At 35.9% G+C, this 26,739-nt stretch carries 22 protein-coding genes; 10 read left to right on the top strand and 12 right to left on the bottom strand.

Features of this window, described 5'->3' with window-relative positions:
* Positions 1 to 387: 387 nt before the first annotated feature.
* The 3 genes from MW688_RS04735 to MW688_RS04725 form a co-directional block, all read right to left on the bottom strand.
* On the bottom strand, positions 388 to 1,122 hold the full coding sequence (locus tag MW688_RS04735; protein ID WP_486734768.1) for a precorrin-2 C(20)-methyltransferase: 735 nt from the start codon (positions 1,120 to 1,122) through the stop codon (positions 388 to 390).
* 451 nt (positions 1,123 to 1,573) lie between these two features.
* Positions 1,574 to 2,776 carry an argininosuccinate synthase gene (locus MW688_RS04730; RefSeq protein WP_486734767.1) on the bottom strand — a complete coding sequence of 401 codons (1,203 nt, stop codon included), beginning with the start codon at positions 2,774 to 2,776 and terminating at the stop codon, positions 1,574 to 1,576.
* A 949-nt stretch (positions 2,777 to 3,725) separates the two neighbouring features.
* The gene (locus MW688_RS04725) at positions 3,726 to 4,868 is read right to left on the bottom strand and encodes a formylglycine-generating enzyme family protein (RefSeq protein WP_486734766.1); all 1,143 of its coding nucleotides are present in this window, start codon (positions 4,866 to 4,868) and stop codon (positions 3,726 to 3,728) included.
* 232 nt (positions 4,869 to 5,100) lie between these two features.
* Here MW688_RS04725 and MW688_RS04720 point away from each other — a divergent pair, with 232 nt between their 5' ends.
* Complete coding sequence (locus tag MW688_RS04720) at positions 5,101 to 5,280, top strand: hypothetical protein (RefSeq protein WP_486734765.1); 180 nt, start codon at positions 5,101 to 5,103, stop codon at positions 5,278 to 5,280.
* A gap of 665 nt (positions 5,281 to 5,945) precedes the next feature.
* Here the strand turns inward: MW688_RS04720 and MW688_RS04715 are convergent.
* The 3 genes from MW688_RS04715 to MW688_RS04705 form a co-directional block, all read right to left on the bottom strand.
* Positions 5,946 to 8,594, bottom strand: coding sequence for an SAV_2336 N-terminal domain-related protein (locus tag MW688_RS04715; protein WP_486734764.1), 2,649 nt, complete (start codon positions 8,592 to 8,594; stop codon positions 5,946 to 5,948).
* A 293-nt stretch (positions 8,595 to 8,887) separates the two neighbouring features.
* Positions 8,888 to 10,051 (bottom strand): AAA family ATPase, encoded by a 1,164-nt coding sequence (locus MW688_RS04710; RefSeq protein ID WP_486734763.1) that lies wholly within the window; start codon positions 10,049 to 10,051, stop codon positions 8,888 to 8,890.
* Between the two features lie 28 nt (positions 10,052 to 10,079).
* Complete coding sequence (locus MW688_RS04705; RefSeq protein ID WP_486734762.1) at positions 10,080 to 11,636, bottom strand: VMAP-C domain-containing protein; 1,557 nt, start codon at positions 11,634 to 11,636, stop codon at positions 10,080 to 10,082.
* A 1,036-nt stretch (positions 11,637 to 12,672) separates the two neighbouring features.
* Here MW688_RS04705 and MW688_RS04700 point away from each other — a divergent pair.
* The 3 genes from MW688_RS04700 to MW688_RS04690 all read left to right on the top strand — a co-directional run bounded on the left by MW688_RS04700 (position 12,673) and on the right by MW688_RS04690 (position 16,514).
* Positions 12,673 to 14,322, top strand: coding sequence for a cation:proton antiporter (locus tag MW688_RS04700; RefSeq protein WP_486734761.1), 1,650 nt, complete (start codon positions 12,673 to 12,675; stop codon positions 14,320 to 14,322).
* Between the two features lie 15 nt (positions 14,323 to 14,337).
* A complete protein-coding gene (locus MW688_RS04695) occupies positions 14,338 to 15,354 on the top strand; it encodes a DMT family transporter (protein ID WP_486734760.1) in 1,017 nt (338 codons plus the stop codon).
* A gap of 380 nt (positions 15,355 to 15,734) precedes the next feature.
* The gene (locus MW688_RS04690; protein WP_486734759.1) at positions 15,735 to 16,514 is read left to right on the top strand and encodes an alpha/beta fold hydrolase; all 780 of its coding nucleotides are present in this window, start codon (positions 15,735 to 15,737) and stop codon (positions 16,512 to 16,514) included.
* Here the strand turns inward: MW688_RS04690 and MW688_RS04685 are convergent.
* On the bottom strand, positions 16,511 to 17,149 hold the full coding sequence (locus MW688_RS04685) for a response regulator transcription factor (protein WP_486734758.1): 639 nt from the start codon (positions 17,147 to 17,149) through the stop codon (positions 16,511 to 16,513). The two genes, MW688_RS04690 and MW688_RS04685, sit on opposite strands and share 4 nt — an antisense overlap.
* Positions 17,150 to 17,654: 505 nt before the next feature.
* On the opposite strand from MW688_RS04685, the gene MW688_RS04680 reads away from it, so the two are divergent.
* Positions 17,655 to 18,419, top strand: coding sequence for a pentapeptide repeat-containing protein (locus tag MW688_RS04680; RefSeq protein WP_486734757.1), 765 nt, complete (start codon positions 17,655 to 17,657; stop codon positions 18,417 to 18,419).
* Here the strand turns inward: MW688_RS04680 and sipA are convergent.
* On the bottom strand, positions 18,416 to 18,646 hold the full coding sequence (gene sipA / locus MW688_RS04675; protein ID WP_486734756.1) for a regulatory protein SipA: 231 nt from the start codon (positions 18,644 to 18,646) through the stop codon (positions 18,416 to 18,418). The genes MW688_RS04680 and sipA overlap by 4 nt on opposite strands.
* Positions 18,647 to 18,719: 73 nt before the next feature.
* On the opposite strand from sipA, the gene MW688_RS04670 reads away from it, so the two are divergent.
* Positions 18,720 to 19,052, top strand: coding sequence for a hypothetical protein (locus tag MW688_RS04670; RefSeq protein WP_486734755.1), 333 nt, complete (start codon positions 18,720 to 18,722; stop codon positions 19,050 to 19,052).
* 72 nt (positions 19,053 to 19,124) lie between these two features.
* Here the strand turns inward: MW688_RS04670 and rpsN are convergent, their stop codons facing one another.
* Genes rpsN through MW688_RS04650 form a run of 4 tightly spaced genes read right to left on the bottom strand, consistent with a single transcriptional unit; the run spans position 19,125 to position 22,848 of the window.
* Positions 19,125 to 19,427 carry a 30S ribosomal protein S14 gene (rpsN, locus tag MW688_RS04665; RefSeq protein WP_486734769.1) on the bottom strand — a complete coding sequence of 101 codons (303 nt, stop codon included), beginning with the start codon at positions 19,425 to 19,427 and terminating at the stop codon, positions 19,125 to 19,127.
* A 47-nt stretch (positions 19,428 to 19,474) separates the two neighbouring features.
* Positions 19,475 to 20,137: an endonuclease III gene (gene nth, locus MW688_RS04660; protein ID WP_486734754.1), complete on the bottom strand. Its 663-nt coding sequence runs from the start codon at positions 20,135 to 20,137 to the stop codon at positions 19,475 to 19,477.
* Positions 20,138 to 21,229 carry an RIP metalloprotease RseP gene (rseP, locus tag MW688_RS04655; RefSeq protein WP_486734753.1) on the bottom strand — a complete coding sequence of 364 codons (1,092 nt, stop codon included), beginning with the start codon at positions 21,227 to 21,229 and terminating at the stop codon, positions 20,138 to 20,140.
* Between the two features lie 35 nt (positions 21,230 to 21,264).
* Positions 21,265 to 22,848, bottom strand: a complete 1,584-nt coding sequence (locus MW688_RS04650; protein ID WP_486734752.1) for a rhomboid family intramembrane serine protease — start codon at positions 22,846 to 22,848, stop codon at positions 21,265 to 21,267.
* A 522-nt stretch (positions 22,849 to 23,370) separates the two neighbouring features.
* Here MW688_RS04650 and MW688_RS04645 point away from each other — a divergent pair.
* The 4 genes from MW688_RS04645 to MW688_RS04630 are packed head-to-tail and all read left to right on the top strand — an operon-like array spanning position 23,371 to position 26,382.
* Positions 23,371 to 24,573, top strand: a complete 1,203-nt coding sequence (locus MW688_RS04645) for a response regulator (protein ID WP_486734751.1) — start codon at positions 23,371 to 23,373, stop codon at positions 24,571 to 24,573.
* Positions 24,574 to 24,606: 33 nt separating this feature from the next.
* On the top strand, positions 24,607 to 24,972 hold the full coding sequence (locus MW688_RS04640) for a response regulator transcription factor (RefSeq protein WP_486734750.1): 366 nt from the start codon (positions 24,607 to 24,609) through the stop codon (positions 24,970 to 24,972).
* A 26-nt stretch (positions 24,973 to 24,998) separates the two neighbouring features.
* Positions 24,999 to 25,535 carry a chemotaxis protein CheW gene (locus MW688_RS04635; protein WP_486734749.1) on the top strand — a complete coding sequence of 179 codons (537 nt, stop codon included), beginning with the start codon at positions 24,999 to 25,001 and terminating at the stop codon, positions 25,533 to 25,535.
* Between the two features lie 7 nt (positions 25,536 to 25,542).
* On the top strand, positions 25,543 to 26,382 hold the full coding sequence (locus MW688_RS04630) for an amino acid ABC transporter substrate-binding protein (RefSeq protein WP_486734748.1): 840 nt from the start codon (positions 25,543 to 25,545) through the stop codon (positions 26,380 to 26,382).
* Positions 26,383 to 26,739 lie beyond the last annotated feature (357 nt).

The following is a 26,739-nucleotide window of genomic DNA, read 5'->3' as shown; positions in this document are numbered from 1 at the left end:
AGTTATTGGTGTAGTAGGGGCGCAAGGCTTGCGCCCTTTTTATTTCTACTACAAGAGTTAATACTTTAAACTTCAAAATTCAATCACTACAACTACTAATATAATGTTGGGTTTCGTGCCTCAACCCAACCTACTGGCTACCTTCTTACTCGTTACTCATTACTCATTACTCATGTTTGGTGCGTTACGGCAATCCGTTATCTTACTTGTGATGTCCCAAAGATAACGACAGCCTAACGCACCCTACTACTAATATAATGTTGGGTTTCGTAACCAAGGGCCCAACCTACAGGCTACTAATACTACTCATTACTCATTACTTCAAAACTCATTACTCAAACACAACCAGCAACTTTTGGCAAAGGTGCAAGATCTAAGTATATCCATTTACTTTTCGAGGCAATTATTGTTAAAAATGAGGAGTAAAGAAAAGTAAGAAAGATCTAAATTAGGGCGATCGCACAAATTACGATAAATAACTTGTTCTGGTAAAGTTGCCTTTTCCACAATCATAGAACTCTCTAATAGTTGATATTTAGCTAAAACTTGCCAAACTTGAGAATAAACAGCACTAAACTTCATTAAAACTACCACATCAGCCCATTTTAGAGCTGTTTCTAACTCTGATAGATTATATAATCCTGGTAATATAGCCAAACGCTGTTCCCGAATTGTTAGGGGAATACCCAAAGCATTAGCGGCAGCCATTGGCGCTGTTACTCCAGGAATCATTTCTATCTGTATAGTTGGATCTAGTTGTTGCAGAGTTTGAGCTAAATAGGTAAAACTGCTATAAAAACTAATATCTCCCTCACAAACAAAAGCCACATCTTGCTGATTATTCAAATATTTACTTACCTCAGTAGCTGCTTGATGCCAAGCTGAGGTTAATTCCTGCATATCTTGCACATAAGGAAAGTAAAGAGGTAATTTGTGCTGACTAGTTTTTAACCAGGGTTTAACAATTTTTTCTGCTATCCCCTCTCTACCATCTCTCCCTAGAGGAAAAGCTACCACAGGAGATTGTTGCAGTATTTTTAAGCCTTTGACAGTGATTAATTCAGGATCTCCGGTACCAACGCTAATACCATATAGAATACCTTTAGATAAAGAAGATTTCATGTTTGAATTGCCCACTCAAATAAATAATTATTATTTAAGCTAACAGTATAGTTTACAGATGAGTTTGTAGTAGGGCTTTAGCCCTATCAAACCTGGAAATCTTACTGGTAACTCTAATCTTTTCTATATCTTTTGGACTAAAGTCCAACTACGAACCTCGTTGATCTTGAACACGAGATAATTAACAGTGCGTTACTCTCTGTTGAATATTTTCAATAGCGATGAGTTTGTAGTAGGGCTTTAGCCCTATTAAACCTGGAAATCTTACTTGTAACTCTAATCTTTTCTATGTCTTTTGGACTAAAGTCCAACTACGAACCTCGCTGGCTTTTTGCCCTATCTTGAGCTATCTTTTGGACCTTTAGTCCAACTACGAACCTCGTTGATCTTGAACACGAGATAATTAACGGTGCGTTACACGCAGGTTAACGCACCCTACATTTAGTACTAATTAACCTTTTAGTTTGCGAGACCAAACCTTAGTGGGTAATCCCCAAACATAAATAAAGCCTTCAGCGGCGCGATGGTCAAATTCATCATCAGACCCATAGGTAGCTAAATCTGGGGCATAAATAGAATTATCTGATTCACGTCCCACAATAATAGCATTGCCTTTGTGGAATTTGATTCTAACTACTCCAGAAACCCGCTCTTGAGTTTTGAGAATAAAAGCATCTAAAGCTTCTTTGAGGGGACTAAACCAAAGACCTTTGTAGACTAATTCTGTATAGGTTTGTTCTAATCCACGCTTATATTGAGTCACATCTGCTGTTAAAGTTAAACTCTCTAAGTCACGATGGGCAGCAATTAACACGGATAAAGCAGGAGTTTCATAGATTTCACGGGATTTAATTCCTACCACCCGATTTTCTACCATATCAATACGTCCAACTCCATGATTACCAGCTATCATATTCACTTCAGTAATTAGTTGAATAGGATCTAAACTGTGACCATTAACTTGAGTTGGGATACCAGCTTCAAAAGTAATAGTTATATACTCTGGTTCATTGGGAGTATCAGCGATCGCCTTAGTCATTAGATATATTTCTTCGGGGGGTTCGTGCATGGGATCTTCTAAAGGTCCTGCTTCTATACTACGCCCAAGTAAGTTACGGTCTATACTATAGGGTGAAGATTTTTTCACTGGAGATTCAATCCCGAATTTTTCTCCATAGGCGATGGTTTCTTCCCGACTCATCCCCCATTCTCTTGCTGGCGCTAAAACTTTTAAATCTGGATTTAGAGCCATAATCGCTACATCAAAGCGTACTTGGTCATTACCTTTGCCTGTGCAACCGTGGGCTACTGCATCTGCGCCGTATTCCGCCGCCGCATCTACTAGCATTTTGGCGATTAACGGACGGGCTAAAGCTGTAGATAGAGGATAACGATTTTCATAGAGGGCATTAGCTTGAATCGCAGGAAAAGCATACTCTTTGACAAAAGTTTCAATTCCATCAACCACTAAAGAGGCTGAAGCACCACATCTTAGGGCTTTTTCTTTGATTGGACCGAGTTCTTCCCCTTGTCCTAAGTCTGCCGCTAGGGTTATTACTTCTTTGATTCCCCATTCTTCCATTAAATAGGGGATACAAACGGAGGTATCTACTCCACCAGAATAAGCGAGAACTACTTTATTAGCACGAGCCATGTTTATTTTAAATTAAATTACAACTAAACAGCTAATTATAGCTTTTTCCTCTGGTTTTTAAAATCTTAAATGTTAAGAAAAGACGATAAAAAATTTGTTTAGGTATTACTCACATCTTCTACCAGTACTTATGTACTAAATTGACCTCAGAAAAAGTTCATTTCTCTTTTGCCTAAAATCGCATCAGGAGAACAAAAATACTGAATACACCTTTAGGGTCAACAAATTTTAAAAGGTTTAGCATTAACTCATTACTTCAAAACTCATTACTCATTACTCAACCACCACCAGCCTGTAGGTTGGGTTGAGGCACGAAACCCAACACTATAAAAGTATTTGTAGTTGTAGGGTGTGAAGCGGGCGAAGCCCGTAACGCACCGTTAGATGAGTTTTGAAGTAATAAGTTTTGAAGTAATGAGTAAGAAGGTAGCCTGTAGGTTGGGCCCTTGGTAACCAAACCCAACATCATCTTATTTCTGAACCACAGGATGATTATATTTGACAAGAGGCGATCGCCCCTTAACTTTGTACTACTCTGTAGGTTGGGCCCTTGGAACGAAACCCAACATCATCTTATTTATGAACCACAGAATGATTATATTTGACAACAGGCGATCGCCCCTTAACTTTGTAGCACTATGTAGGTTGGGTTGAGGTAACGAAACCCAACATCATCTTATTTATGAACCACAGAATGATTGTATTTGACAAGAGGCGATCAACTCAGATTTTCCACCAGAACTTATGTACTTTCATTAGCTCAGGAAAAAACTTATTTATTTAGTGGCTAAAACGATTTGTGTCCCCAATCATAAGTATAAATAGTTAAAAAATAATTCGCGCATTCGCGCATTCCAATACATCCCAACTAAACTATTATTTTCTATAACCATATAATCAGATAATCATAGTTAAGCTACTATTTTTTAAGGTAAAAAGGGAATAAGCATTAAGAAAATACCCGTACAAAACATGCGACACGAAGCCCAATAAAGACATTGTCGAGGCGGGGGTTGAAGTTGTTGCGATACGCAGACCGACAGTTCCTCGGGTAGTAGCTCCAAGAACCACCACGCATTACTTTTTTATTACTCACTTTTATAAGTTTACTTATATTATTTAAGTAGTCGTTATAATAATCAAAATCATTATCCCAAACTCTACTATTGTCAGGAGCTTCTTGATAATTACTATGCCAAGAATCTCCACACCATTCTAATACATTTCCGTGCATATCGTAAAGACCAAAACCATTAGGATAAAAATTTCCTACTTCTTTTGATTGAGGCTGGTTTTCACTTGCTGCTTCTTCTTGATAAACAACACGACTATCATAACAAGCTAAATCATATCTAATGGTTTCACCAAAATGAAAAGGGGTTGTGGTTCCAGCCCGACAAGCATACTCCCACTCAGCTTCACTGGGTAAGCGATAATTTCTCTTTGTATAACGAGACAAACGGGCACAAAACTCTACTGCATCGTACCAACTTACATAGGTGACTGGATGGTTATCTCCTCGATTAGATGGTCTTTGCTTTAACTCTCTTCCCTCTTGAGGTAATCCTGCCACAAACTGCCATTGAGATTCAGTAATGGGAGTTTGACTTAGGTAAAATTGTGATACAGTAACTCTGTGTTGAGGTTTTTCACTATCATAACTATCTTCTTCAGTTTTTGGAGAACCCATGATAAATTCACCTGCGGGTATATCCATCATGTTTAGTTGAATTCCTTCTGTTAATACTTCTTCAAAATAAAAAGCTTCTACTGACTCTCTCCTTATTATTTCTCCTTTTTTATCGACAAATACTGTTTCACCGACAAACTTGTGTTTTGATATTTCTTCCAGGAAATTAGCATAATTAACACTATCGATAAGGTCATGAGGTATTGGTAAAACTTTTTCAACCTTTTTTAAGGTACAACCAAAGGGTGATTCTGCCCATTGTAGTAAAGCGATAGCTTGTTCCACCTGTGATGTATTCTCACTTGGCAAATATTGTTTAGGAACTTCTAAACTAAATACTAATTCCTTAAACTGACTTACTGTCATACGTTTTAAAATTATAAATAGCTCATGTTTATTCATATATCATACAAACTAGTTTAGAAAAATTTAACAGCAATAATATTTAATTAACAGAAAATACTAATATATTTTATTTATTTTAATATAAAATCTTGATTACTACATAACCTATGGTGCGTTACACTTCGTTAACGCACCCTACAGGACTACAAGCTCTTTGTAAAAAATCTACCCTTGTGAGCTCCCCCTCTCTCGGAGCTATACAATAGTTTCAGTCAGAGTGTTGGGTTTCGTGCCTCAACCCAACCTACAAACTACTGCTGTTAATTCGACTCGTTGTCCATTATTTAATCGCTTAAAAGCATTTGGTTTAGATTTAGAAACAGGTTCAGGAGGTTTAACCAAATACAATAGAACCAAACGAAATTTACCTAAAACTCATTGGTTAGATGCTGCTTGTGTTGCAACATAAATTATGTCCCTCCTTTCCTCTCATCGCTAACCTGATGAGAGGTTTAGCGAGAGTCTCCATGAGGGCGGAAAGATGAAGATTTATATCTCAGTGTTCTTCACAACAGGCGATCGCCCCTTAATTTGTAGCACTCTGTAGGTTGGGCCCTTGGAACGAAACCCAACATCATCTTATTCTCAGACCAAAGCATCTTTATCACTCATTTACTTGTGGGGGATGAATTATGAGTAATGAGTAATGAGTAATGAGTAATGAGTAAGAAGTCTTGAAGTAAAAAGTTTTGAAGTCTTGAAGTAATGAGTAAAAGAATTGATCCTAACCCCTTAAAAATTGATTCTCGCCCCCTTAACTTTGTAGCACTCTGTAGGTTGGGCCCTTGGAACGAAACCCAACATCATCTTATTTCTGAACCACAGGATGATTATATTTGACAAGAGGCGATCAACTCAGATTTTTCACCAGAACGTATGTACTTTCATTAGCTCAGGAAAAAACTTATTTATTTGGTGGCTAAAAGGATTTGTGTCCCCAATCATAAGTATAAATAGTTAAAAAATAATTCGCGCATTCCACTACATCTCAACTTAACTATTATTGCTTTATATCTATACAACCAAATAGTTATATTTGATCTACTATTTTTTAAGGGAAAAAGGGAATAAGCATTAAGAAAATACCCGTGCAAAACATGCGACACGGAGCCCAATGAGGTCGTTGACGAGGCCGGGGACGCTGTCGTTGCGATACGCAGACCGACAGAACCTCGGGTTGTAGTCCCAAGAACCACCACGCCTTACTTTTGTGCTACTTACCTTTAGAAGTGTAATAAGATTATTTAAGTAGTCGTTATAATAATTAAAATTATTATCCCAAACTCTACTATTGTCAGGAGCTCCTTGATAATTACTATTCCAAGAATCTCCACACCATTCTAACACATTTCCGTGCATATCGTAAAGACCAAAACCATTAGGATAAAAATTTCCTACAGGTATTGTTCCAGATTGGCGTTCACCTGCCGTCTCTTCTTGATAAACATACTTACTATTATAACAAGCTAAATCATATCTAATAGTTTCGCCAAAATGAAAAGGGGTTGTGGTTCCAGCCCGACAAGCATACTCCCACTCGGCTTCACTGGGTAAGCGATAATTTCTCCCTGTGTAACGAGACAAACGGGCGCAAAACTCCACAGCATCGTACCAACTTACATAGGTAACTGGATGATTATCTCCTCGATTAGATGGTCTTGCCGTTAACTTCCTAGCCTCTTGGGGTAGTCTGGTGGCCACAAACTGCCACTGAGATTCAGTAATGGGAGTTTGACTTAGGTAAAATTGTGATACAGTAACTCTGTGTTGAGGTTTTTCACTATCATAACTATCTTCTTCAGTTTTTGGAGAACCCATGATAAATTCACCTGCGGGTATATCCATCATGTTTAGTTGAATTCCTTCTGTTAATACTTCTTCAAAATAAAAAGCTTCTACTGACTCTCTCCTTATTATTTCTCCTTTTTTATCGACAAATACTGTTTCACCGACAAACTTGAGTTTTGATATTTCTTCCAGGAAATTAGCATAATTTTCTCCCAAATTGCTGAGTATTTGGCGAGATATTTGAGCATAAACATTTTCTAAGGTAATATTGTTCGTTGCTGATTTAGACTCTTTAACTAAAGAAGCAACACATTCTCGTAGAGACTTTCCTAATTTCCGTTCGATATAATCAGATATGGTCCAAAAAATCATTTCTGAATCTCGAAAAGGCGCATCATTCAATAATTGAGTTCTAATATCTTCAACGGCAACATCATAAATCACACTATCAGCATTTGTATCTGGGGTGATTTCCGTTAAGGGTTTGAGTATTCCCCCTAAAAAGACCTCTGCAATATGTACAGATGAAGACTCATTTAAAAATTGTTCTTGAATGATACGAACTATGGGCAATGTAATAACTGGTGAAGCCATTAATAATCCTGCTAATTTTCTCCCGAGAGGCGAAGAAATACGACGAAAACGCTCGATTCTTTGTTCTCCATTTAATTCAGCTATTTTAGTTTGAGGTAATTGTAATTGTGGCAAAGGCATAAATTCTGATTCCGAAGGGAAAATAAAACCTGTGATAGTTTGGTCATGTTTTCCCATAACAAACTTACTCCAATTACTCACACTCCAATTATTAACTTCATCTGTTTCGGAACTTTCTATTTCTACTGTAAAAACTGGTATTTTACTTCCTTGTTCTAAATCAAAATCTTTCCAAATCAGTAATTCTCTAATGAGTAAATTTTGGTTACAATTACCCCTAGTAGAATTAGTAAATTTAACAGCAGCACCCAGTTTTAATCCACTTCTTAACCACAGACTGTGGGGCAAAATCTGCAATAAAGCTACGGGTTGATATTTACTCCAGTTTTTTAAGCTTTTTAAAAGACTGCCATCAAACCATCTCTGTCCCACACAATCACTGACAATTATAATTAATTTTCTTCCTAGAGGGTCGATTATTTCTTCTGGATTTTTAACTTTAGCTTTTTTATTTTTGCGATTAACCAGGGTTACTTTTTGTTCATCATCTACAGCCAATCCCCAAGTGGAAACTTCTCGAAAAATGCCATAATGTTCTACTAATTGTTGTAAATCTTTAACAAAATGTTGCCATAAAACCATAGACGAATTTTCATCTATAATTAGAGCTAAATCAAATAGAGGTTCAGGTTGACTGGTTAATACTGGAAAACAAATACCATGTTTAGCGGTCTTTTCTACAGTTTTTATCTCATCAAGAATTGTTCTTCTCCCAGAATCTATCTTTTGCATTAGTGGTCGTAAAGCTTTAGCAAATTCTAAGGGTTTTCGTAGGGATGGGGGGTCAATATGTCTGATGGGTATAGTTTTTCCTTTTAGAGAAGAATCTGGTTTGTCTACAGTATCTTGATGGGGAGAGATTGGTGTTTTATCTTGATTGTTATTATCTGGTGTTGGTGAAGGCTTTGGATTTTGAATTGAACTATCATTTAAAAATAATCTAGCTAATTGATATAATCGATTTTCAAGGAAAAATAAAATTAAACAGATAATTAATAGCAGAAATAAATAGGTTGCTAATTGCTCAAAGTAAATAGAGAATAAAAATAAAAGAATATTTGATTTTTGATAATTGCTACTCTTGCTATGATTGAGATTTAAACATTCTTTTTGTTTTAAGGCTAACCAAAAAACATCAGCAATATCTGTTCCTGTTAAATCACTTTGGGTATTTAAACAAGAAATAATTTGCTTGAGTTTCTGATTTGCTAATTGTTCCATATTTTCATTCTAAATTCTACATTCGCCTATTCTAAATCATCTTGAAGATGAGCGATCGCATCATCACGATATAATCCTTCTTGTAAAATAATACCGGAAAAGTTTATTTATTTGATGACTAAATAGATTTTTATAACTAAAAATCAAGTATAAATACTTACAAAATCATTCTACATTCTTAATTCTTAATTTTTCATTCGTTTGTCTATTGGACTAAAGTCCAACTACGAACCTATAATTACTACTGGGGTATATAAACTGGATGCGGGTATTCTTCATTCGCGCATTCTTAATCATTCCCATTCGCTATCCGTTAAAGGTTTCATTAATAAATCTCTAATTTCTTGTCTTTTTTCTTCATTTTTAGGACTATCTTCATTAGTAAGTACATATATAGCATTCAGAAGTTGATCTGTTGCCTTGTCTCTATCTTCTCCTTCGTCAGGAATAAAATACTTGATTAGTTCATTGATTTCGTTTATTTTACTATTAAATAAGTCTTCTCCGAAATGAGCGGTAACAATCTCTTCTAATTCATGAGTGTTAGGATCTGGCATTCTTACCCGTAAACATCGTCTTTTAAAAGCTTGAGGAAAATCTCTCTCTCCATTGCTAGTCATGATAATAATCGGAAAGGCAAAACATTTTACTCTTCCTCCTCTAATCGCAACATTAATATTCTCATCTTGTGTTTGAACTTCAGATACAAATAACTTGTCTTTTTCCTGATTCTGAGAATTTCGGACTAATTCAGGAATCTCAAATTGTCCCTCTTCAAATAAGTTTAATAAGTCGTTGGGTAAGTTAATATCACTTTTGTCTATCTCATCTATCAAAAGTACTCTAGGTAAATAAGAAGGTAAAAATGCTGTGCCTACTGGTCCTAATTTAATATATTCTCCAATTTGTTTTTCTTTTACTTGAGGATTGTTAGCATCTTGAAGACGGGCGATCGCATCATAACGATATAATCCTTCTTGTAGAGTAGAACGTGCTGTAATTGACCATGATAGCACTGGACCCAAGTTTAACTCGTATGCGATCGCATAAGCTAAAGAAGTTTTCCCAGATCCTGGATTTCCTGTAACTAATAGTGGTCTTCTTAAATAAATAGCCGCATTTACACCATCTCTCACGGCGATGGCTTTTGGAGAATCTGAGAGTCGGAAATTCTTTCCTTTTTTGATTTCTCTTTCTTTACTAATAGCTAATTCAACCAATTTGTCAAAGCGTTGTTTATCAATGGTTTCTGCTTGGTTTTCTGTAGAGTTAGATTCTCCTGGGGTTGTTGATTCATTGGTATCTGAATTACTGGTGACGAAATCCTTTTCTTGTCCAAATTGTCGCCAAGGAGGCGCTTCAATCTTTTTCAGTTTCTCTCGCAGTTGATTAATGTCATCTGGACTTAAATTTTCTTGTCTTTTTCCCTTTCCTTCAAATAAATACCATTGAGTCATAAACTTACTCCTTATATTTAAACGATATTTAAACATCAAATGCTAAAGTATCTCCACCCCAATCAATATCCAACTTAGAATGTAAGCGATAGGGATTATCAAATAAAAAACCGAGGTGATAGCCTAAATATTCTTGATGTCTATTTTCTGTGGTTTCTACATAAGCATCATCTCGAATACTCTTAATATTCTCACACAGTCTATCATAGTCTCTTAGATTTTCTACTGTTAGTAAATCTTCAAATTCAGTTTTACTTATTATTTCTGCTTCTCTAAGTTTTAAATTATTTAACAAATTTCCTCTCAACCAAAATGCCAAAGGAATCCCACAACGCCATATATTAATGAAAAAACTGTCTATATTACTATGGTGACTTTTCTCAAGTAAAGGGCAATTTAAACTAAGGCTAATAATAGATTGAGATATTTTTTGAGGTAACTTTATCCACTTTTTTTTATTTGGTTGTTCTAGGCAGTATGTTTTCTCTTTAATAGTGTTTTCACACAGGGAATCTTGGCAACTTAATTCTTTTAAAATCTTCCATTTACTCAGTAATTGAATATAACGTTCTGGATTTTCAATATCAAAACGCTCACTGCTACGAAAAACTAATTTATATCTAGAACCAAACCAGCCAGGATTGGGGTCATCATTATCGGGAAGTTTTTCTACTTCTGGAATAAAGTTTGAATTAATTAAATATTCTTTTGGTAAAAATAACTCGATAGTTAACTCATTTGTATTTTTAAAATATAACAAGCATTTATGAGTCTCCTTGATTAGCTTATATATTTCTTGGTAAATATTAGTTTCATTAACTGGTATAGATTGATTGTTAATATGTTTACAAACTTTACTTGTTTCAGAATTAACTTGTTCTTGAAAGCATAATTCAGGTTTTAAGTTAAGATCAAATTTATTTTGAGACTGATTTTTACTGCTATCTTCTAAGTCTTTTTCAAAAAGAATAATTAAATAGGGAAGTCCTTGGGAATAAAGGGTATTGCAATTAAACTCTGTAACTATATCAAGACTGATGTTTAACTTTTTAGCTGTTGTTTCTATAAATTCATTTAATTTAGACTTAATTGGTTCTATTTTATCTAGATTAGATTTAGAGATAAATTGACAAAATTCTAAAATTACAGGAAATTGAGCTTCTCTTTTTTTCTCCTCACTAATCATCTGGATAATATATTTCAGGAGCAGAAAATTATTGTCTTTTAATTCATAACTGTTTTTATACAAATCAGAACAAATACTATGAGTATCTGGATAATATTCAAACAAAAATTGTTTAACTAAACCCTCAATCAGATTATCTTCAAGTTGAGAAATAACTTGAGTAAAATCATTCCAAACACTATCGATAAGGTCATGAGGTATTGGTAAAGATTTTTCAACCTTTTTTAAGGTACAACCAAAGGGTGATTCTGCCCATTCTAGTAAAGCGATAGCTTGTTCTACCTGTGGTGTATTCCCACTTGGCAAATATTGTTTAGGAACTTCTAAACTAAATACTAATTCCTTAAACTGACTTACTGTCATACGTTTTAAAATTTTAAGTAGCTCATGTCTATTCATATATCATATAAATTAGTTTGGAAAAATTTAACACCAATAATATTTAATTAACTTAAAATACTAATATATTTTATTTATTTTAATATAAAATATTGATTACTACATAACTTATGGTGCGTTACACTTCGTTAACGCACCCTACAGGACTTTAGCTACATAACATACGGTGCGTTACACTTCGTTAACGCACCCTACAGGACTAATATATTTTATTTATTTTAATATAAAATCTTGCTTACTACATAACTTATGGTGCGTTACACTTCGTTAACGCACCCTACAGGACTTGGTTGAGTGTTTCTGAAAAATCTGGTTCTCTTACCGATGTGCCGTGAACAAATATTACAGTAGTCATGTAATTAATTGGTTTTTTGTCTCTTGCTAAATTATATAGCGTGATTATCAAAAGTTATACATAAAATTAGTGTTGGGTTTCGTGCCTCAACCCAACCTACAAAGTTGTTAAATTATACAGCGTCATCATCAAAAGTTATACATAAAGTTAGTGTTGGGTTTCGTGCCTCAACCCATATCTTGCACCAGTACTTATGTACTAAATTAACCTCAGAAAAAGTTCATTTTTTTTTCGCATTATATCTTGCAAAGGTATACCAATTTTTAAGCGTTGAGCATTAATTCTTTAACTCATTACTTCAAAACTCATTACTTATTACTTCAAAACTCATTACTTATTACTTCAAAACTCCTTACTCCTTACTTCAAAACTCCTTACTCCTTACTTCAAAACTTCTTACTCATTACTTCAAGACTCATTACTCATTATTCATCCACAAGTAACTTTGGATAAAGATGCAATATCTGAGTCAACCCAACCTAGAAAGTTGTTAAATTATATAGAAAAATTACAGTTAATCCTCGAAGATTTTGCCAAAATATAGCAGAAGGCACCAAGAGAGAGAAGCAAAAAGAGAAATGCTTACAGTACAATGATGCTATCTATGCTTCCTTATTTTCAAACACCAATCCTTTGTGTGCTCCGACGGCGTTTTGTTACTAAATAACTACTTATAAACTCATGCTAACCCTAAATAACATCTTTACAGAAATTACGCTTTTGCTGATTGTATCTACTTTTGTCGGTGCTTTATTCCTTTTTTTTAAACAGCCTTTAATCATTGCTTTTATTTCTGTAGGGATAATTGTGGGTCCTGCGGGTTTACAATTAATCTCAGCCTCGGAAGAAATAGAATTATTTGCTGAGTTGGGTATCGCTATTTTATTATTTGTCGTTGGTCTCAAACTCGATATCAATGAAATTAAAGCTGTTGGTCATGTGGCTATACTTAGTGGTGTAAGTCAGATTTTTCTCACTGGAGTCATTGGTTATTTAATTGCTTGGTTATTTGGTTTTGAAACAATACCAGCTTTTTACATAGCAATTTCTTTGACTTTTTCTAGTACCATTATCATCGTTAAATTACTGTCAGATAAAAAAGAAATAGATGCTCTACATAGTCGCATCGCTGTAGGTATACTAATTATCCAAGATATAGTAGTTATACTGCTGATGATAGCCCTTAGTGCTTGGGCTTCTGGTTCAGAAAATACCAGTTGGCTAACTACTGCCTTAATAATCATCACCAAAGCAATAGGATTTCTCTCAGTAATAGCTTTAATCACTCGCTATCTCTTGACTAAAATTCTGAACCATTTGGCTAAATCTGTAGAATTATTAGTACTTTTTGCTATAACTTGGGCAATAGCTTTAGCTGCCTTAGCTTCGGCTTTGGATTTTAGTCGCGAAGTTGGTGCTTTTTTAGCGGGAGTTTCCCTAGCTTCAACCCATTACCGGGCGATTTTAGGGGCAAGATTGATGAGTTTGAGAGATTTTTTATTATTATTCTTCTTTATCAATTTAGGCATTCATATCGATATTCAACATCTGAGTGCAGAAATTATACCTGCTTTAATCTTTTCTGTGTTTGTTTTACTGGGAAAACCTTTAATCATTATCAGTTTAGTCGGCTTGATGGGCTATCGCCGCTATACTAGCTTAATCACTAGTCTTTCCTTGAGTCAAATTAGCGAGTTTTCTCTACTGTTAGCGACTCTAGGCTTAAATTTAGGACATATTACCCCAGAGGTGGTGGGATTAATTACTTTAGTTGCCTTGATTACTATGGGAATCTCTACTTATTTAATTATGGACTCTCATAATATTTATCAAAAGTTAGCCCCCTATCTCGATATTTTTGAGCGTCACATTGACCATTCTAGTGAAGAAAGTTTAGGGGATTTATCCGAATTAAATGAAGGCAAAATTGATGTAATTGTTTTTGGTTTAGGGAGATATGGTGGTGGTTTGATTGAATATTTATGTGAAGAAAATCTAGTAGTGTTGGGTGTAGATTTTAATCCACAAGTAGTTAAGTGGTGGCGGGCAAAAGGTTTCCACACTGTATATGGAGATGCAGAAGAACCAGAATTTACTAATATGTTACCCTTAGATAGAACTAGTTGGGTGGTGAGTACTATTCCTAGGGAAGACCTTAGTCTCAGTTTACTTCATAGTCTAGAAGAACATCATTTTAGAGGTAAAGTAGCTTTGACTACCCATATAGAAAACAGAAAACATATACTCATACAAAAAAATGCTGATTTGGTTTTACTTCCATTTCAAGATGCAGCAAAAATAGCCGCATTAGAAATAAAATCTCTAATTTAAGATAAAAAGTGATTAATGAATTGGTTAAGAAAAATTCCGGGAAGAGCTTATTTACTTATAGGTGTCATTATCTTTGGCGCTGCTAATGCGGTGACACGCAAATTAACTGAAATTGGCGCTGAAAATACTATAGCTGGGAGAAATCCTATTTCTTTCTGTAATGTCTTATTTGTGGGCAATTTATGCGCCCTAGCAGCTTTTTTAGTGCTTTATAATCAACAAATAAAACTTAGGGTTATTCGGCAATTATCAGTAAAAAATTGGATAAGCTTGGTAATAGTAGCAATTTTCTCCGGCGCTTTAGCCCCAGCTTTGATTTTTATGGCTTTAGAATTAACTAATGTGAATAATGTTATTTTGATTAGTAGAATTGAGCCTCCTATATCTCTAGCATTAGCAATAGTTTTTCTCCAGGCAAAAGTAAATAAATGGGTAGTAGCAGGGGCAGTAATTTCTTTCTTAGGGGTGGTAGTGACTATTTTTAGCTCAACACCAGAAATAGCCACTCAAATGTTAGGCATAGGCAAAGGAGAATTAATGGCAGGGGTGGGGGCGATCGCCGCCGCCGGAGGAGGTATACTTAGTAAAGTTAGTTTACAAAAAGTTCCTTTAGGTTTATTTAATATTGCTAGAACTGCGATTGGTACTTTAGTTTTCTTTGTAACAGCAATTTATTTATTTGGTCCAGAACATTTTATGGATATCTTTTCTCCCCTACTCTGGAGATGGATGTTATTTTATAGTCTGATTATTGTGGTATTAGGTCAACTTTCTTGGTTTGCTGGCTTGAAAAGTACAACGGCTTCAGAAATATCTCTGGCTAACTCTTTTAACCCTATAGCTGGAATAATCGCCGCCTATTTAATTTTAGGAGATGTACCCACATCTGCCCAATATTTAGGGGGCTTAATCATTTTAATCGGAATTATTCTTAATCAAATTGGTATTAGACACCAATCTCTACAATCTAGAGATAATCTACCTCCTACTCCCGTATCTTTAGAAGCAGAAAATGGTTTTAGGGGTATTTAACTCAGACCGCGAGAGAAAACCTGCTCAAAATTGCCAGCCTTTACCAGTTAATGGTTTGGGGTCACAAATAACTTGTGAAGTGGCGGAGAGCGCCTCCCAATAACTCAAGATTATTGACCACAAAACAGCCTCTAAGGCGCTCTCCGCTTTCGCTGGCAATTTTGAGTAAGTTTATTGCACCCCTCGCATCTTTACCTAATGTTACTGGTTGTGGATGAATAATGAGTAATGAGTAATGAGTAATAAGTTTTGAAGTCTTAAAGTAAGAAGTTTTGAAGTTTTGAAGTAATGAGTTACAGAATTAATGCTAAATGCTATTTTTGTCAGTGTAAAATATAAATATTAAAAGCATAATTAATTTAACTTTTTTAAATCACTCAATGAACAACAATTTAAGTTTTATTCGTCCTGTATCCGATTCTCCTAACCGACCTTTACTAATATTTTTTCCAGGAATGGATGGAACAGGCGAATTACTACATAAACAAATAGAAGGATTAAAAAAATCATTTAACTTGCGCTGTCTTCGCATTCCCAAGCATAATCTCGATGATTGGGAAACTCTGAGTAAAAAGGCGATCGCTCTCATTAAAAGAGAATTACAACCAAAATGTCCAGTATATCTCTGTGGGGAGTCTTTTGGCTCTTGTTTAGCCCTCTCAGTAGCAGTGAAAGAACCTAAATTATTTCAGCAGCTAATTATAATTAACTCAGCTTCTAGCTTTATACAGCGCCCTTGGTTAGGTTGGGGTATTCCCATTACTCGCTCTATCCCTAATTTTCTCTATTCTCTGTCTCATCTGGCTTTTTTACCCTTCTTGATTGCTTTAGATAGAGTAGATTCTGCTGATCGCGAAGCTTTGTTAACAGCAATGCGAAGTGTTCCTTCTCATGTAGTTAGTTGGCGTCTCTATTTACTAGAAACTTTTAGTTTAGCAAAGGAAAAACTGAAATCTTTAGAGCTACCAGTTTTAATCATAGCCTGTGGCAGCGATCGCCTACTTCCTTCTGAAGCTGAAGCCAGAAAACTACATGAGCAACTCCCTAATGCTCAACTAATTTTTGTCCCCGAAAGTGGTCATGCTTGTTTACTAGAAAGAGATTTTCATCTCAATCAAGTCCTTAAACAACATATCTCTCTTCCTTCTATAACTATCTAATTAACTAATTGATTTTCTAAGGCGAAACGCACTAATTCAGCTCGATTACTAGTTTCGCTTTTTCTCAATAGTTTACTTACATATTTTTCCACAGTTCTAGGACTTAAGTGGAGTTTTTCAGCTATATCTATATTAGAAAGACCTAGAGTCAGCAAATTTAACACATCTACTTCTCTTGGGGTTAGCTTTAATGACTCTAATCTCATTTCTGTATTGTCTGGCTCAAATTCTGGCTTTTCAAATTTCCACTCTGCCTGAATAATTTGCGATCGCTCCAAGAGATTACGAATTACTGCTCTCAATTCTTCTATTTCAAATGGTTTAGCCAGATAGACGTCACAACCCACTTTGTAGCCTTGAATTCTTTCTTGAGTAGAATTTCGCTCCGTCAGAAATATTACTGGTAGTAGCCTATATTGGGGGCGCTTACGTATCTGTTTAACTAATTCATAACCATCTTTTCCTGGCATCTTAATATCAGATATCAGGAGATGTGGGTGATATGTTTCTAATTTACCCAACGCTTCTTGAACATTTTTAGCACTAATTACTGAGTAACCAGCTAATTCTAGAGAATCACTAATTGTTACCCGTATGGCTAGGTCATCATCTACAACTAAAATGAGTAAAGGCATAATACTCTAGGTATGAGGTTTATTGCTGCTGTATATGCCTATGTTAAATAAATCAAAATTCCTGGTTAACACTTCTAATCCTTATCAACTATAATTGTGATTCAGATAGTAGCACTGTTTTAACCCTAAACTTAGCTAATCTTAATATAATTATTTTACTATTGTCTTTGATGATAAAATAAATTGTTAATTTTTGTCAAGTTTTTTGAATTATTTTCAGGAAATTTAGAACCCAACACCTAAAACTCAGACCCTCGCATCTTTACCCAAAGTTACTGGTTGTGGTTAAGTTTTGAAGTTTTGAAGTAAGAGAATTAATTTTTAAGCGCGATCGCATTAATTCTCTTACTCATTACTCATTACTTCAAAACTCATTACTCATTACTCAACCCTCACCAGTATGAGAATTGCTATATATGCCTAATATACAAGTGCATAACCTCAGTTAGAATATAATTAGGATATCAGTAAACAATATAAACTATAATCTAACTGAGTCGCGATCATGAAAAAAATTATACTAGCAACAACTTTGTTTTTGGGTTTATCTACCCCCATTTTAGCAGAGAATCTTTCCCATCTCAGCCAGTTACTATCCACAAAACAATGTCCTATGTGCGATTTAATGGGCTCAGGCTTAGTAATGAGCAATCTTGCTGGTGCCAATCTCAGAGGTGCTAATTTAGTCAATGCCAATTTAAGCCAGGCTAATCTCAGTAGAGCTGATTTAAGTGGAGCTGATTTACGAGGTGCATCTCTCTATGGAGCTAATTTGACAGGGGCTAATTTACAGGGGGCTAATTTACAAGGAACTGATTTAAGAAAAGCTTATTTATATGATTCTAATTTAGTTGATGTCAGTCTCAACAACTCCTATATGGATGGAGCGGTAGGCATACCTACTTACGCCGCAAGTATTGAGCAGTTTCAAGAATGGGGAATGCAAGAAACTCAAAAAGGTAATTACCAAGGAGCTATTGAGCATTTCAATCGTGCTCTTAGTTTAGATCCTAACTTTGCCTCTGCGTATCTCGGACGAGGATTAGCTAAATATCACATGGGTAATGATGTAGCGGCGGCGGAAGATGCCCAAAAAGCGGCCTTGCTATACGAACAAAACAATGATACTGAAGGTTATACAACCTCTACCCAATTTTTACAAGCTATGCAAGTAGCGCGAGAGGGTACAGAAATGAAAGACCCAGGACCTAATATGATGAATTTACTTCAGGGTGTAGCAGGTCTAGCTTTACAGTTTTTAATACCCTAGTTAGTGTCTGAGGGGATGATTGTTAGATATTCAGCATCTATCCAGAAATTACCCTTAGGAAACTTAACTCCCCAATAACCGCCTGGGCTACGAGAGATGACCACACCTTCCTCACCGATTGGTACTAGGTTAGGGGGGCGCAACATTGGCATAGGTTCTGCGGTTTTAAAATAGGAAGGTGATTTAGTTAATTTGACGCGATCGCCTATTTTTATTTCTGAAGACATAACCGAGTGATGATAGTTGTTTTATGCTAACATAAACTCTCAAGGAAAAGACAACTAATTTCAGCACTCACAAATGGACGTTCAACCTATTTCATCAATTACTTTACCACCCTTAAAAGATGCTGAGCTAGAACAAATGTGGCTAAAAGCTAGTTTGCACCAATGGCTAGATGCAGAATTTATTCCCGAAGCCATTCATGAAGAAATTGCCACAAGAGCAGCTCAAATTTTTGTCAGACAGCGTTTAGAGGGAGAAAACGATTTAGGCTCTTTAGTGATTGCTATTGTCACTGAGATGCAGAGTTTCAACTTTACAGAAAGCTTTTATGGTGAGTTTGCCATTGCCAATGCTGTAAGTGACCTAATTCTTGAGAGTTTAGGAGTTAACACTTGTTGTGGAGAATAGGGGCAGTTTTCCGCACATTGTTTACTCACCTTAACAAAACCCACGGGAATAGCTGCCGTGGGAAAATCCGTTTTACCAACTAGACTTAACTACTCCAGGAAGCAAGCCTTCGTGTGCCCACTCTCGTAAAACATTACGGCATAGACCGAAATCACGATAATAACCTCTGGGTTTCCCAGTTACCCAGCAACGGTTACGTACACGATTAGGGGCGCTATTACGGGGTAATTGTTGAATTTGACGATGAATTTCGATTTTTTCCCCCATAGAAGTAGCGGAGTCAAATTGTTTCTTTAATTCCTGTCTTTTTTGACTATATTTATCTACGAGACGCTTACGCTTTTTTTCTCGTTCAATCATTGATTTTTTGGCCATATTATCCTTTTGTTTATAGACACCATCTGCCATTGTAACTTATTTTTTCAGGAAAATGAAAGGCAACTAGGACACAGATGAGCGATAATACAACTACCACAGTCAGGTTTTTTAGCTTTACAGACAGCACGTCCATGATAAATAAGATGAATAGAAAAATTTTCCCACTCAGGCTGAGGTAGGAGTTGCATCAAATCAGATTCAATTTTTTCTGGTTTTTCCTGTAAACTCAACTCAAGACGTTTACTCAGACGTTTGACATGAGTATCAACGGTCACACCTTCGATAATACCAAATCCGTGAGCTAAAACCACATTAGCGGTTTTTCGGGCGACTCCTGGTAAAGTAAGTAACTCAGACATTGTTTGAGGAACTTCTCCGGCAAATTTGCTCACAATCAAGTTACAAGCCCCCTGAATATTTTTAGCCTTATTACGATAGAATCCTGTGGTACGAATTAACTCTTCTAACTCAGCTAAATCTGCATGAGCAAAAGATATAGCATCAGGAAAGCGCTTAAATAAATTGGGAGTAACCTGATTAACCCTAGCATCAGTACATTGAGCTGATAGGATTGTAGCCACTAGTAACTGTAGAGGAGTTTGATAATCGAGGGTACAGGTTGCTTTAGGGTAAGTTTCCTTCAGTAACTCTAAGATGAGCAGGGCTCGCTGAACCTTGCTCGCCCTTTTTAAGTCTTGGGTGCTCATTTATTGAAATAGTTGCTGAAAAAAGGCTAAATTTGCTGTATCTCTAACAATTAAGAATACACCTAAACCTAACAGGAGAACTAAACCTGTTTGCATAATTCCTTCTTGTACGCCTGTGGGGAGTGGTTTACCTCTAACTCCTTCTATCAAGAGAAAAAATAGCTGGCCACCATCTAAAGCGGGGAGAGGTAGGATATTGATAATTGCTAAATTGATACTAATCAAAGCGGCAAACTGCATTAAATTACCTAAGTTATCTTCTGCTAATTGCGCTCCCACTGCTACTATAGCTACAGGACCTGCTACTTGTTGAGCATTTTCTTTGAAGTTAAGAATTAATTGACTGAATCCTTTAGCGGTTAGTGTAATAATTCTTTGGAATTCCTCAGCTCCCATTTTTGCAGCCTCCAGGGGGTTTTTAGCCCGAATGTTAATAGGTTCTCCGTGAGGAGCTAACATCACGCCAATTTTGCCTTGTCCATTGGCATCTTCTACTGGTGTTATGGTGAGTGAAATTTTTGACTCGCCTCTTTCGATGATAAAATCGATAGGCAGGTTAGGAGATTCTTGGATGGCTTCTCTGAGGGTATTAATTGCTGTAGGGGAAGCATCTAGAGTTTCACCATTTACAGCTAAGATGACATCTTTATCTTGTAAGCCTGAGTCAGCAGCTACGGTAGTTCCTCTGGTGAGAACTTCAGGAACAATTACTCCTGGTTGATAATCGATTTGTTGAAATCCAAATGTTCCCGCTTGTAGTACTAAAACTAAATAAGCAAAAACTAAATTGGCTAAGACTCCAGCGCTAATAACAATTGCTCGATCTAAAATTGGACGATTGCGGAGAAGATTGGGATCATCTTTGGGGATATCACTGTCGGGGTCATCATCAGGAAACCCAACATAACCTCCTAAAGGAAAGGCTCTCAGAGCATATTCGGTTTTTTCGCCTTGGTAGCTTAGTAAAGCTGGACCAAAACCAATAGAAAACCTATTGACATAAATACCTTGCCATCTTCCAGCGAGAAAATGACCTAACTCGTGTACTATTATGAGGATCGCTAAGACGGCGATCGCTGCTAAAATTGACATAGTCTAATTTTACTTAATTTTTTGGGTAACTTTTTTCATTTTATAGCATTGCTGGATTTATCCCGAGTTGACAGCAGAATCAATCCTAGTAAAAAGCCAATAATTAACCCAGACAAATGACTCACAAAGCTAACCTGTGGAGTTACCCAGTCAAAGATAAATTGTACTCCTAAAACCAAAATAATCAATCTCAGTTTTCTCAAGGCAAAATCATACTGACCTTTTTGGTATATTTTCACGAAAATTGCACAGACACAGCCAAATAGTCCCATAATCGCCGCCGAAGCACCTACAAAAATTTGCTGTTCCTGGCCTGTTTTCACCGCCAAAACAGTTAAAATTCCCATAGTCACTATCCCGGAAGTTAAATAGAGGAACAAATAATATTTTTTACCTAAATTTGCTTCCACAAAGGGACCTAAAAAACTTAGTCCTAACATATTCGTCGCTAAATGAACCCAGCCAAAATGAAGAAAATTTCCAGTAATTAGACGCCACCAATCACCAAGTAGGACAAATTGAGGAATCAATGCTCCCATTTGAGACAATATTTGTACGTTGCGGCTTCCACCTTGGTCTAAAGCTACAGCAAACATAATTAAATTTATCCCAATCAGAACATAAGTCAAATAGGCAGGCTGGGAATCAAAAGCTACTAATTGACTTTCTAAACGATCTTCTGCTAATTGTTTTTCAATATTAGCCATAATTTGTTGAGATAAATAACTCAACTGCTGTTGATGATTGGGAGGATTTGCTAGGCGCCAGTCAATTTCTTGATTTAAAATCCAATCTTGATTCTGTTTAAGATGGGTAAATTCTTCTCTAACCAACTCACCATCTTGGTGCGCCATAACCGCGGTCAAAAACCAAAAACGTTCTACAGAAGCTGGGTATCTACTTAAAAAAGTGTTAAATAGCTGTTTCACTTCTGCTTTTTTTCCAGCAAAGGCTAAAGCCATCATCTGCAAAAAATATAAAGTTTCCCAATTTCCTCCTTTTTCCCAGCGATTCTCACACAACCCCACTCCTTGAATTAAGTCATTTAAATTACCTGTTTCACCTAAGGCACGTAAATAATAGATAGTCAGAGATTTGTTTTGAAAAATCAGTTTATAAGGCAATCTCTCCTGAATTAGATCTAAGCAATCTTGCCATTTAGCCTGCATCGAGTAGATTAATACTTCTGCTTGACAATTTAATTCCCGAGGCAGACTCTTGAAACTATTGAGGAGCATTTTGGCTTGTTCTAATTTTCCCTGTTGCGCTAGAGACAAAGCTTGTAAGAATTTGGGTTCTTCTAACACACCATCAGCCGGATGTAACCAACGCATATAGGCAGCCATTCGATAGGCTTCTCGATAACGTTGTTGGTTTCTCAACTGGTTTACTTGTGCTAAACCTTTAGTAGGTAGTATTAAAAATAAGCCCCAAAGCGCTCCTCCAATTAATCCGGCTCTAGTAGGTATTACATAAACTAAGCTGAGAGTAATGATTAAAATAAAAGCATAAACAATTATCCAACCTCGACTAGGGTTGATAGAAAAAAAAATGAGACGGCCTAATGATACCGTGCAAGAAAGGCAGATAACCCAAATTAGAAAATAGTTTAAACTCATGGATTTATCAATCTTTGGCGCAGAGATAAAGAAAAAACTTAACGGTCTATTTCTTTATTCTAATTGGTTTGCGTCAACTTCTGCGGGCTGAAGCCGCGCAGCTTGGACGGCCCAACGTCTGACTAAGAGTTGAATGAAGTTGAATATTGCTTTTTTCTATATTGGTTATGACAAGACAAAAAATGATTAGAACCTATAGGCTTGAGTGACAGGCAACAGTATCAACAGGTTAATAATGGCTATAGACATATTATATTACTCTTACAATCAAGAATGAGGAAGCGCCATTACAAGCTTTTTAGAGTTTTTTTCAGTTATAGGTAAACATGAGCACACTTACATAAGAAAATATACAGTAATAGTTATTTTAGAGGATTTGCTTTATAAATAGACCTTGAGATGATAAAATATAAGAATATAAAAGTATGTTAACTATTATGATAGTTAAAAAAATTTAGGGAATTATATAAACTGTAAATAAAAAAAAAAAATAAGTTACTAAAATTAAGAAAAAAACTAAAGATGAATATGGAACAATCCGGTAATAATCATATCTCACTTCGGGAATTAAAGGCTGGTAAGCAATCTGATTTCTTCGATACCCTTAAGCAACCGAGATATAGCGGTCAATTGGAATTTACCACAAACGATAATATTAGCTGGAGATTTTATTTATATTTAGGGAGAATAGTATACGCCACAGGGGGAGTTCATCCCATGAGAAGATGGCGGCGCAATCTATCTATTTATTTTCCGAATCTACCTAACCACGTCAACGCTATTCAATCAGATCTTGATAATATCATGATGAGTGAAGATTTAGCAATGTGTTGGGAATACAAACTACTATGTGTATGGGTGGAAGAGCAAAAGATAACCCTGGAACAAGCAGCTAAAATGATTAGAGCAACAATTATAGAAGTTCTCTTTGATGTTATCCAAGCAACACAAGTACGGGGAAAACTGACCTCTCAAAAAAATTTATCCACTCGATTAGTACTAATAGACGCCGAACAGGTAGTGGGGGAAGTAGAAAAACTGTGGCAATCCTGGCAAGCAGCAAAAATAGCAGATCGAGTGCCAGATATGGCTCCAATTATATCTCAACCAGAACAACTGCAACAAAAAACCTCAGCAAAAATCTACAACACTCTCAGTCAGTTACTAGATGGTCATCAAACCATAAGAGATTTAGCAGTGAGGATGAAAAGAGATGTACTGACAGTAACTCGCTCTCTACTACCATATATTCAGGAAGGATTAATAAAATTAATTCAAGTACCAGATCAACCATCTCCTAATTTACCAGAAGTACCAACTTTGATCTCAAACTCCATCAGCAAAGATAAACAATTAATTGCTTGTGTTGATGATAGTCCTTCGGTATGTAAAAGTATGGAAAGAATCTTGACCCATGCAGGATATAAGTTTGTTGGGGTTAGTGACGCCTTGAGAGCGATCGCCACCCTCTTAGCGCAAAAACCTGATTTAATTTTTTTAGACTTGATTATGCCCAACGCCAATGGCTACGAAATATGTGGTCAATTACGGAAACTTTCATTTTTCCGTCATACTCCTATTATTATTCTCACAGGAAATGATGGAATTGTGGACAGAGTACGTGCGAAAATGGTAGGATCATCTGATTTCTTAAGTAAACCGGTTAACGGAGAAGTAGTAATCAAGGTGATACGTAAACATCTAAGACAGGGGATATACTCATAAAAGATATATCATTATCGAGGTTAATAAGTAATCATGAAGAAAGTTCTTATCGTAGAAGATTCACAATTTGAAAGGAGAATTATTACAGAATATTTACAAAAACTAGAAATTGACGTAATGGTTGCGAAGAGTGGAGAAGAAGCCTTAGAGAAGATTGAAACTAATATTCCTGCTCTCATCATACTAGATGTGGTCTTACCGGGTCGTAGTGGATTTGAAATATGCAGATACTTAAAAAGTCAGGAAACCACGAAAAAAATTCCCATCGTCATGTGCTCAACTAAAAGCAGCGAAATGGATAAATTTTGGGGAATGAAACAGGGAGCTGAGGCTTACTTATTTAAACCAATAAATGAAGAAGAATTTATGCGTACAGTGAAACAATTAATCAATGCTTAAATCAATGCTTAATTGAAAATAAAATTATGTTCTCTCAATTTTTTGAAAATCCTAACTTAGAAAAAGAAAACACAGAAACAGACTCTCAATCAAACTTAGAACAATTCCTGCGTGTCAGTTTAGTGCCAGATACCAAGATGATGCTAAGTTTGGCCCAAGTTACCGAAGTTTTAAAAATTCCTGTGGAAAAAATAGTGCCTATTCCTCAAATGCCCCCTTGGACAATGGGAGTATATAACTGGCGTGGAGAGATACTCTGGATAGTAGATTTAGGTCATTTAGTGGGTTTAACTCCTTGGTATCAACAAAATTATGCTAAATCTAATCACCAAGCAGTTGTTATTCACTCAGGCACAAAAAATACTGGACAAAAACTAGGATTAGTAGTCAATCAAGCAGAAGATATTGAGTTATGTAACCCAGACTTAATTGAATCTCCCCCTGCATCAAGTGTAAGTATGGAATTAGCCCCTTTTTTAAGAGGATATTGGATTAAAAAAAATGCTGGAATCATTGTTGTCATCGATCCTGAAACAATTATGGCAGCTATGCCAAAACCATAGAAAAAAATTGCCAGCAGTTTATTTAGGGGCAATAATCAGTGTCAACATCTACAGTGGACCTGTTGCCGCTCAAACTGTATTAGAACAGATTAGGCAGGAGGGAATATTAACTCTCGGAATTAGAGAAGATGCTATTCCCTTCGGATATAGAGATAATCAAGGACATTTGAGTGGATTGTGTATTGATTTTTTTGCCCTGCTAAAGGAGAAAATTGTTGCAGAATTAGAAGAAAATATTATTATTGTTAAACTCGTAGAATCTACAGTAGTTAATCGTTTTAGATTAGTAGAAGATAATATTGTTTATTTAGAATGCGGTCCTAATACCATTAGAGATGATTTAGAACAACAAGTGACTTTTTCTCAATCTTTTTTTACCACAGGTACCCAGTTTTTAGTAAAAAAAACCAGAGAAAATATAGGAAACTTAGAATTTAATACAAACCCATCCATTGGTGTGCTAAGAAATACCACAACAGAAACATATCTAAGAGAAGAATATCCAGAGGCTAATATTGTTTTATTCCAAGGAGAAACCGGAAGACAAAGAGGTGTAGAAGCAGTTATACAAGATAGAATCGCTGCTATGGCTAGTGATGGCATTCTGCTTTTAGGAGAAGCTATAGTCCTAGGAATTCCTTTTGACGAAAACTATGATTTAGTACCGAAAAAACCGATAACTTGTGATTATTACGGTATGATTATCCCAAAAAATGACCCAGAGTGGGAAGCTTTGGTAAATTCTGTAGTGGCTGAATTTAAAACAACAGAAAGTGAGTGGTTTAAACAAGTAGACAATTATTTAGAGGAGATAGAAAGATATTGTTCCCCAAAAACCAATGAGTAATATTAAGTTTGGATGAATACTTGGCAAATTTCGCCAGATTATGTTAAGATGTAATATAAGAGGCTCAGGTAATTCTTCCTTCTATTTAGACTCCAAATCTTTACTTTAGAGTTACCGCTTTCCTCTTATTTATTAAAAAATGCTAAAAATATAGAAGCCGATTAGATCCCCCCGTTGGGTAGGTTTTTTACCAAGAGATTGTAGTGAGGGTGAAGACAAGGAAGATAAGGAGGGAAAGTGGACAACTCAGATCTTGCATCTTTATCCAAAGTTACTGGTGCAGGTTGAGTAATGAGTTTTGAAGTAATGAGTAATGAGTTTTTTTAAGTATTTATATTTACTTTTTTGAACCAAAAA

It is taken from the genome of Johannesbaptistia floridana, assembly GCF_057440575.1.
This window is presented reverse-complemented; position numbering and strand designations above follow the sequence as displayed.

Bases quoted from the DNA above. Each gene is read 5' to 3' on its own strand.
- MW688_RS04640 (WP_486734750.1), top strand. From the start codon at position 24,607: ATGAAGAAAGTTCTTATCGTAGAAGATTCACAATTTGAAAGGAGAATT.
- MW688_RS04680 (WP_486734757.1), top strand. From the start codon at position 17,655: ATGAAAAAAATTATACTAGCAACAACTTTGTTTTTGGGTTTATCTACC.
- MW688_RS04715 (WP_486734764.1), bottom strand. From the start codon at position 8,594: ATGGAACAATTAGCAAATCAGAAACTCAAGCAAATTATTTCTTGTTTA.
- rseP (WP_486734753.1), bottom strand. From the start codon at position 21,229: ATGTCAATTTTAGCAGCGATCGCCGTCTTAGCGATCCTCATAATAGTA.
- MW688_RS04730 (WP_486734767.1), bottom strand. From the start codon at position 2,776: ATGGCTCGTGCTAATAAAGTAGTTCTCGCTTATTCTGGTGGAGTAGAT.
- MW688_RS04690 (WP_486734759.1), top strand. From the start codon at position 15,735: ATGAACAACAATTTAAGTTTTATTCGTCCTGTATCCGATTCTCCTAAC.
- MW688_RS04700 (WP_486734761.1), top strand. From the start codon at position 12,673: ATGCTAACCCTAAATAACATCTTTACAGAAATTACGCTTTTGCTGATT.
- sipA (WP_486734756.1), bottom strand. From the start codon at position 18,646: ATGTCTTCAGAAATAAAAATAGGCGATCGCGTCAAATTAACTAAATCA.
- nth (WP_486734754.1), bottom strand. From the start codon at position 20,137: ATGAGCACCCAAGACTTAAAAAGGGCGAGCAAGGTTCAGCGAGCCCTG.
- MW688_RS04725 (WP_486734766.1), bottom strand. From the start codon at position 4,868: ATGAATAAACATGAGCTATTTATAATTTTAAAACGTATGACAGTAAGT.
- MW688_RS04685 (WP_486734758.1), bottom strand. From the start codon at position 17,149: ATGCCTTTACTCATTTTAGTTGTAGATGATGACCTAGCCATACGGGTA.
- MW688_RS04705 (WP_486734762.1), bottom strand. From the start codon at position 11,636: ATGAATAGACATGAGCTACTTAAAATTTTAAAACGTATGACAGTAAGT.
- MW688_RS04710 (WP_486734763.1), bottom strand. From the start codon at position 10,051: ATGACTCAATGGTATTTATTTGAAGGAAAGGGAAAAAGACAAGAAAAT.
- MW688_RS04695 (WP_486734760.1), top strand. From the start codon at position 14,338: ATGAATTGGTTAAGAAAAATTCCGGGAAGAGCTTATTTACTTATAGGT.
- MW688_RS04735 (WP_486734768.1), bottom strand. From the start codon at position 1,122: ATGAAATCTTCTTTATCTAAAGGTATTCTATATGGTATTAGCGTTGGT.
- MW688_RS04645 (WP_486734751.1), top strand. From the start codon at position 23,371: ATGAATATGGAACAATCCGGTAATAATCATATCTCACTTCGGGAATTA.
- MW688_RS04670 (WP_486734755.1), top strand. From the start codon at position 18,720: ATGGACGTTCAACCTATTTCATCAATTACTTTACCACCCTTAAAAGAT.
- MW688_RS04635 (WP_486734749.1), top strand. From the start codon at position 24,999: ATGTTCTCTCAATTTTTTGAAAATCCTAACTTAGAAAAAGAAAACACA.
- MW688_RS04650 (WP_486734752.1), bottom strand. From the start codon at position 22,848: ATGAGTTTAAACTATTTTCTAATTTGGGTTATCTGCCTTTCTTGCACG.
- rpsN (WP_486734769.1), bottom strand. From the start codon at position 19,427: ATGGCCAAAAAATCAATGATTGAACGAGAAAAAAAGCGTAAGCGTCTC.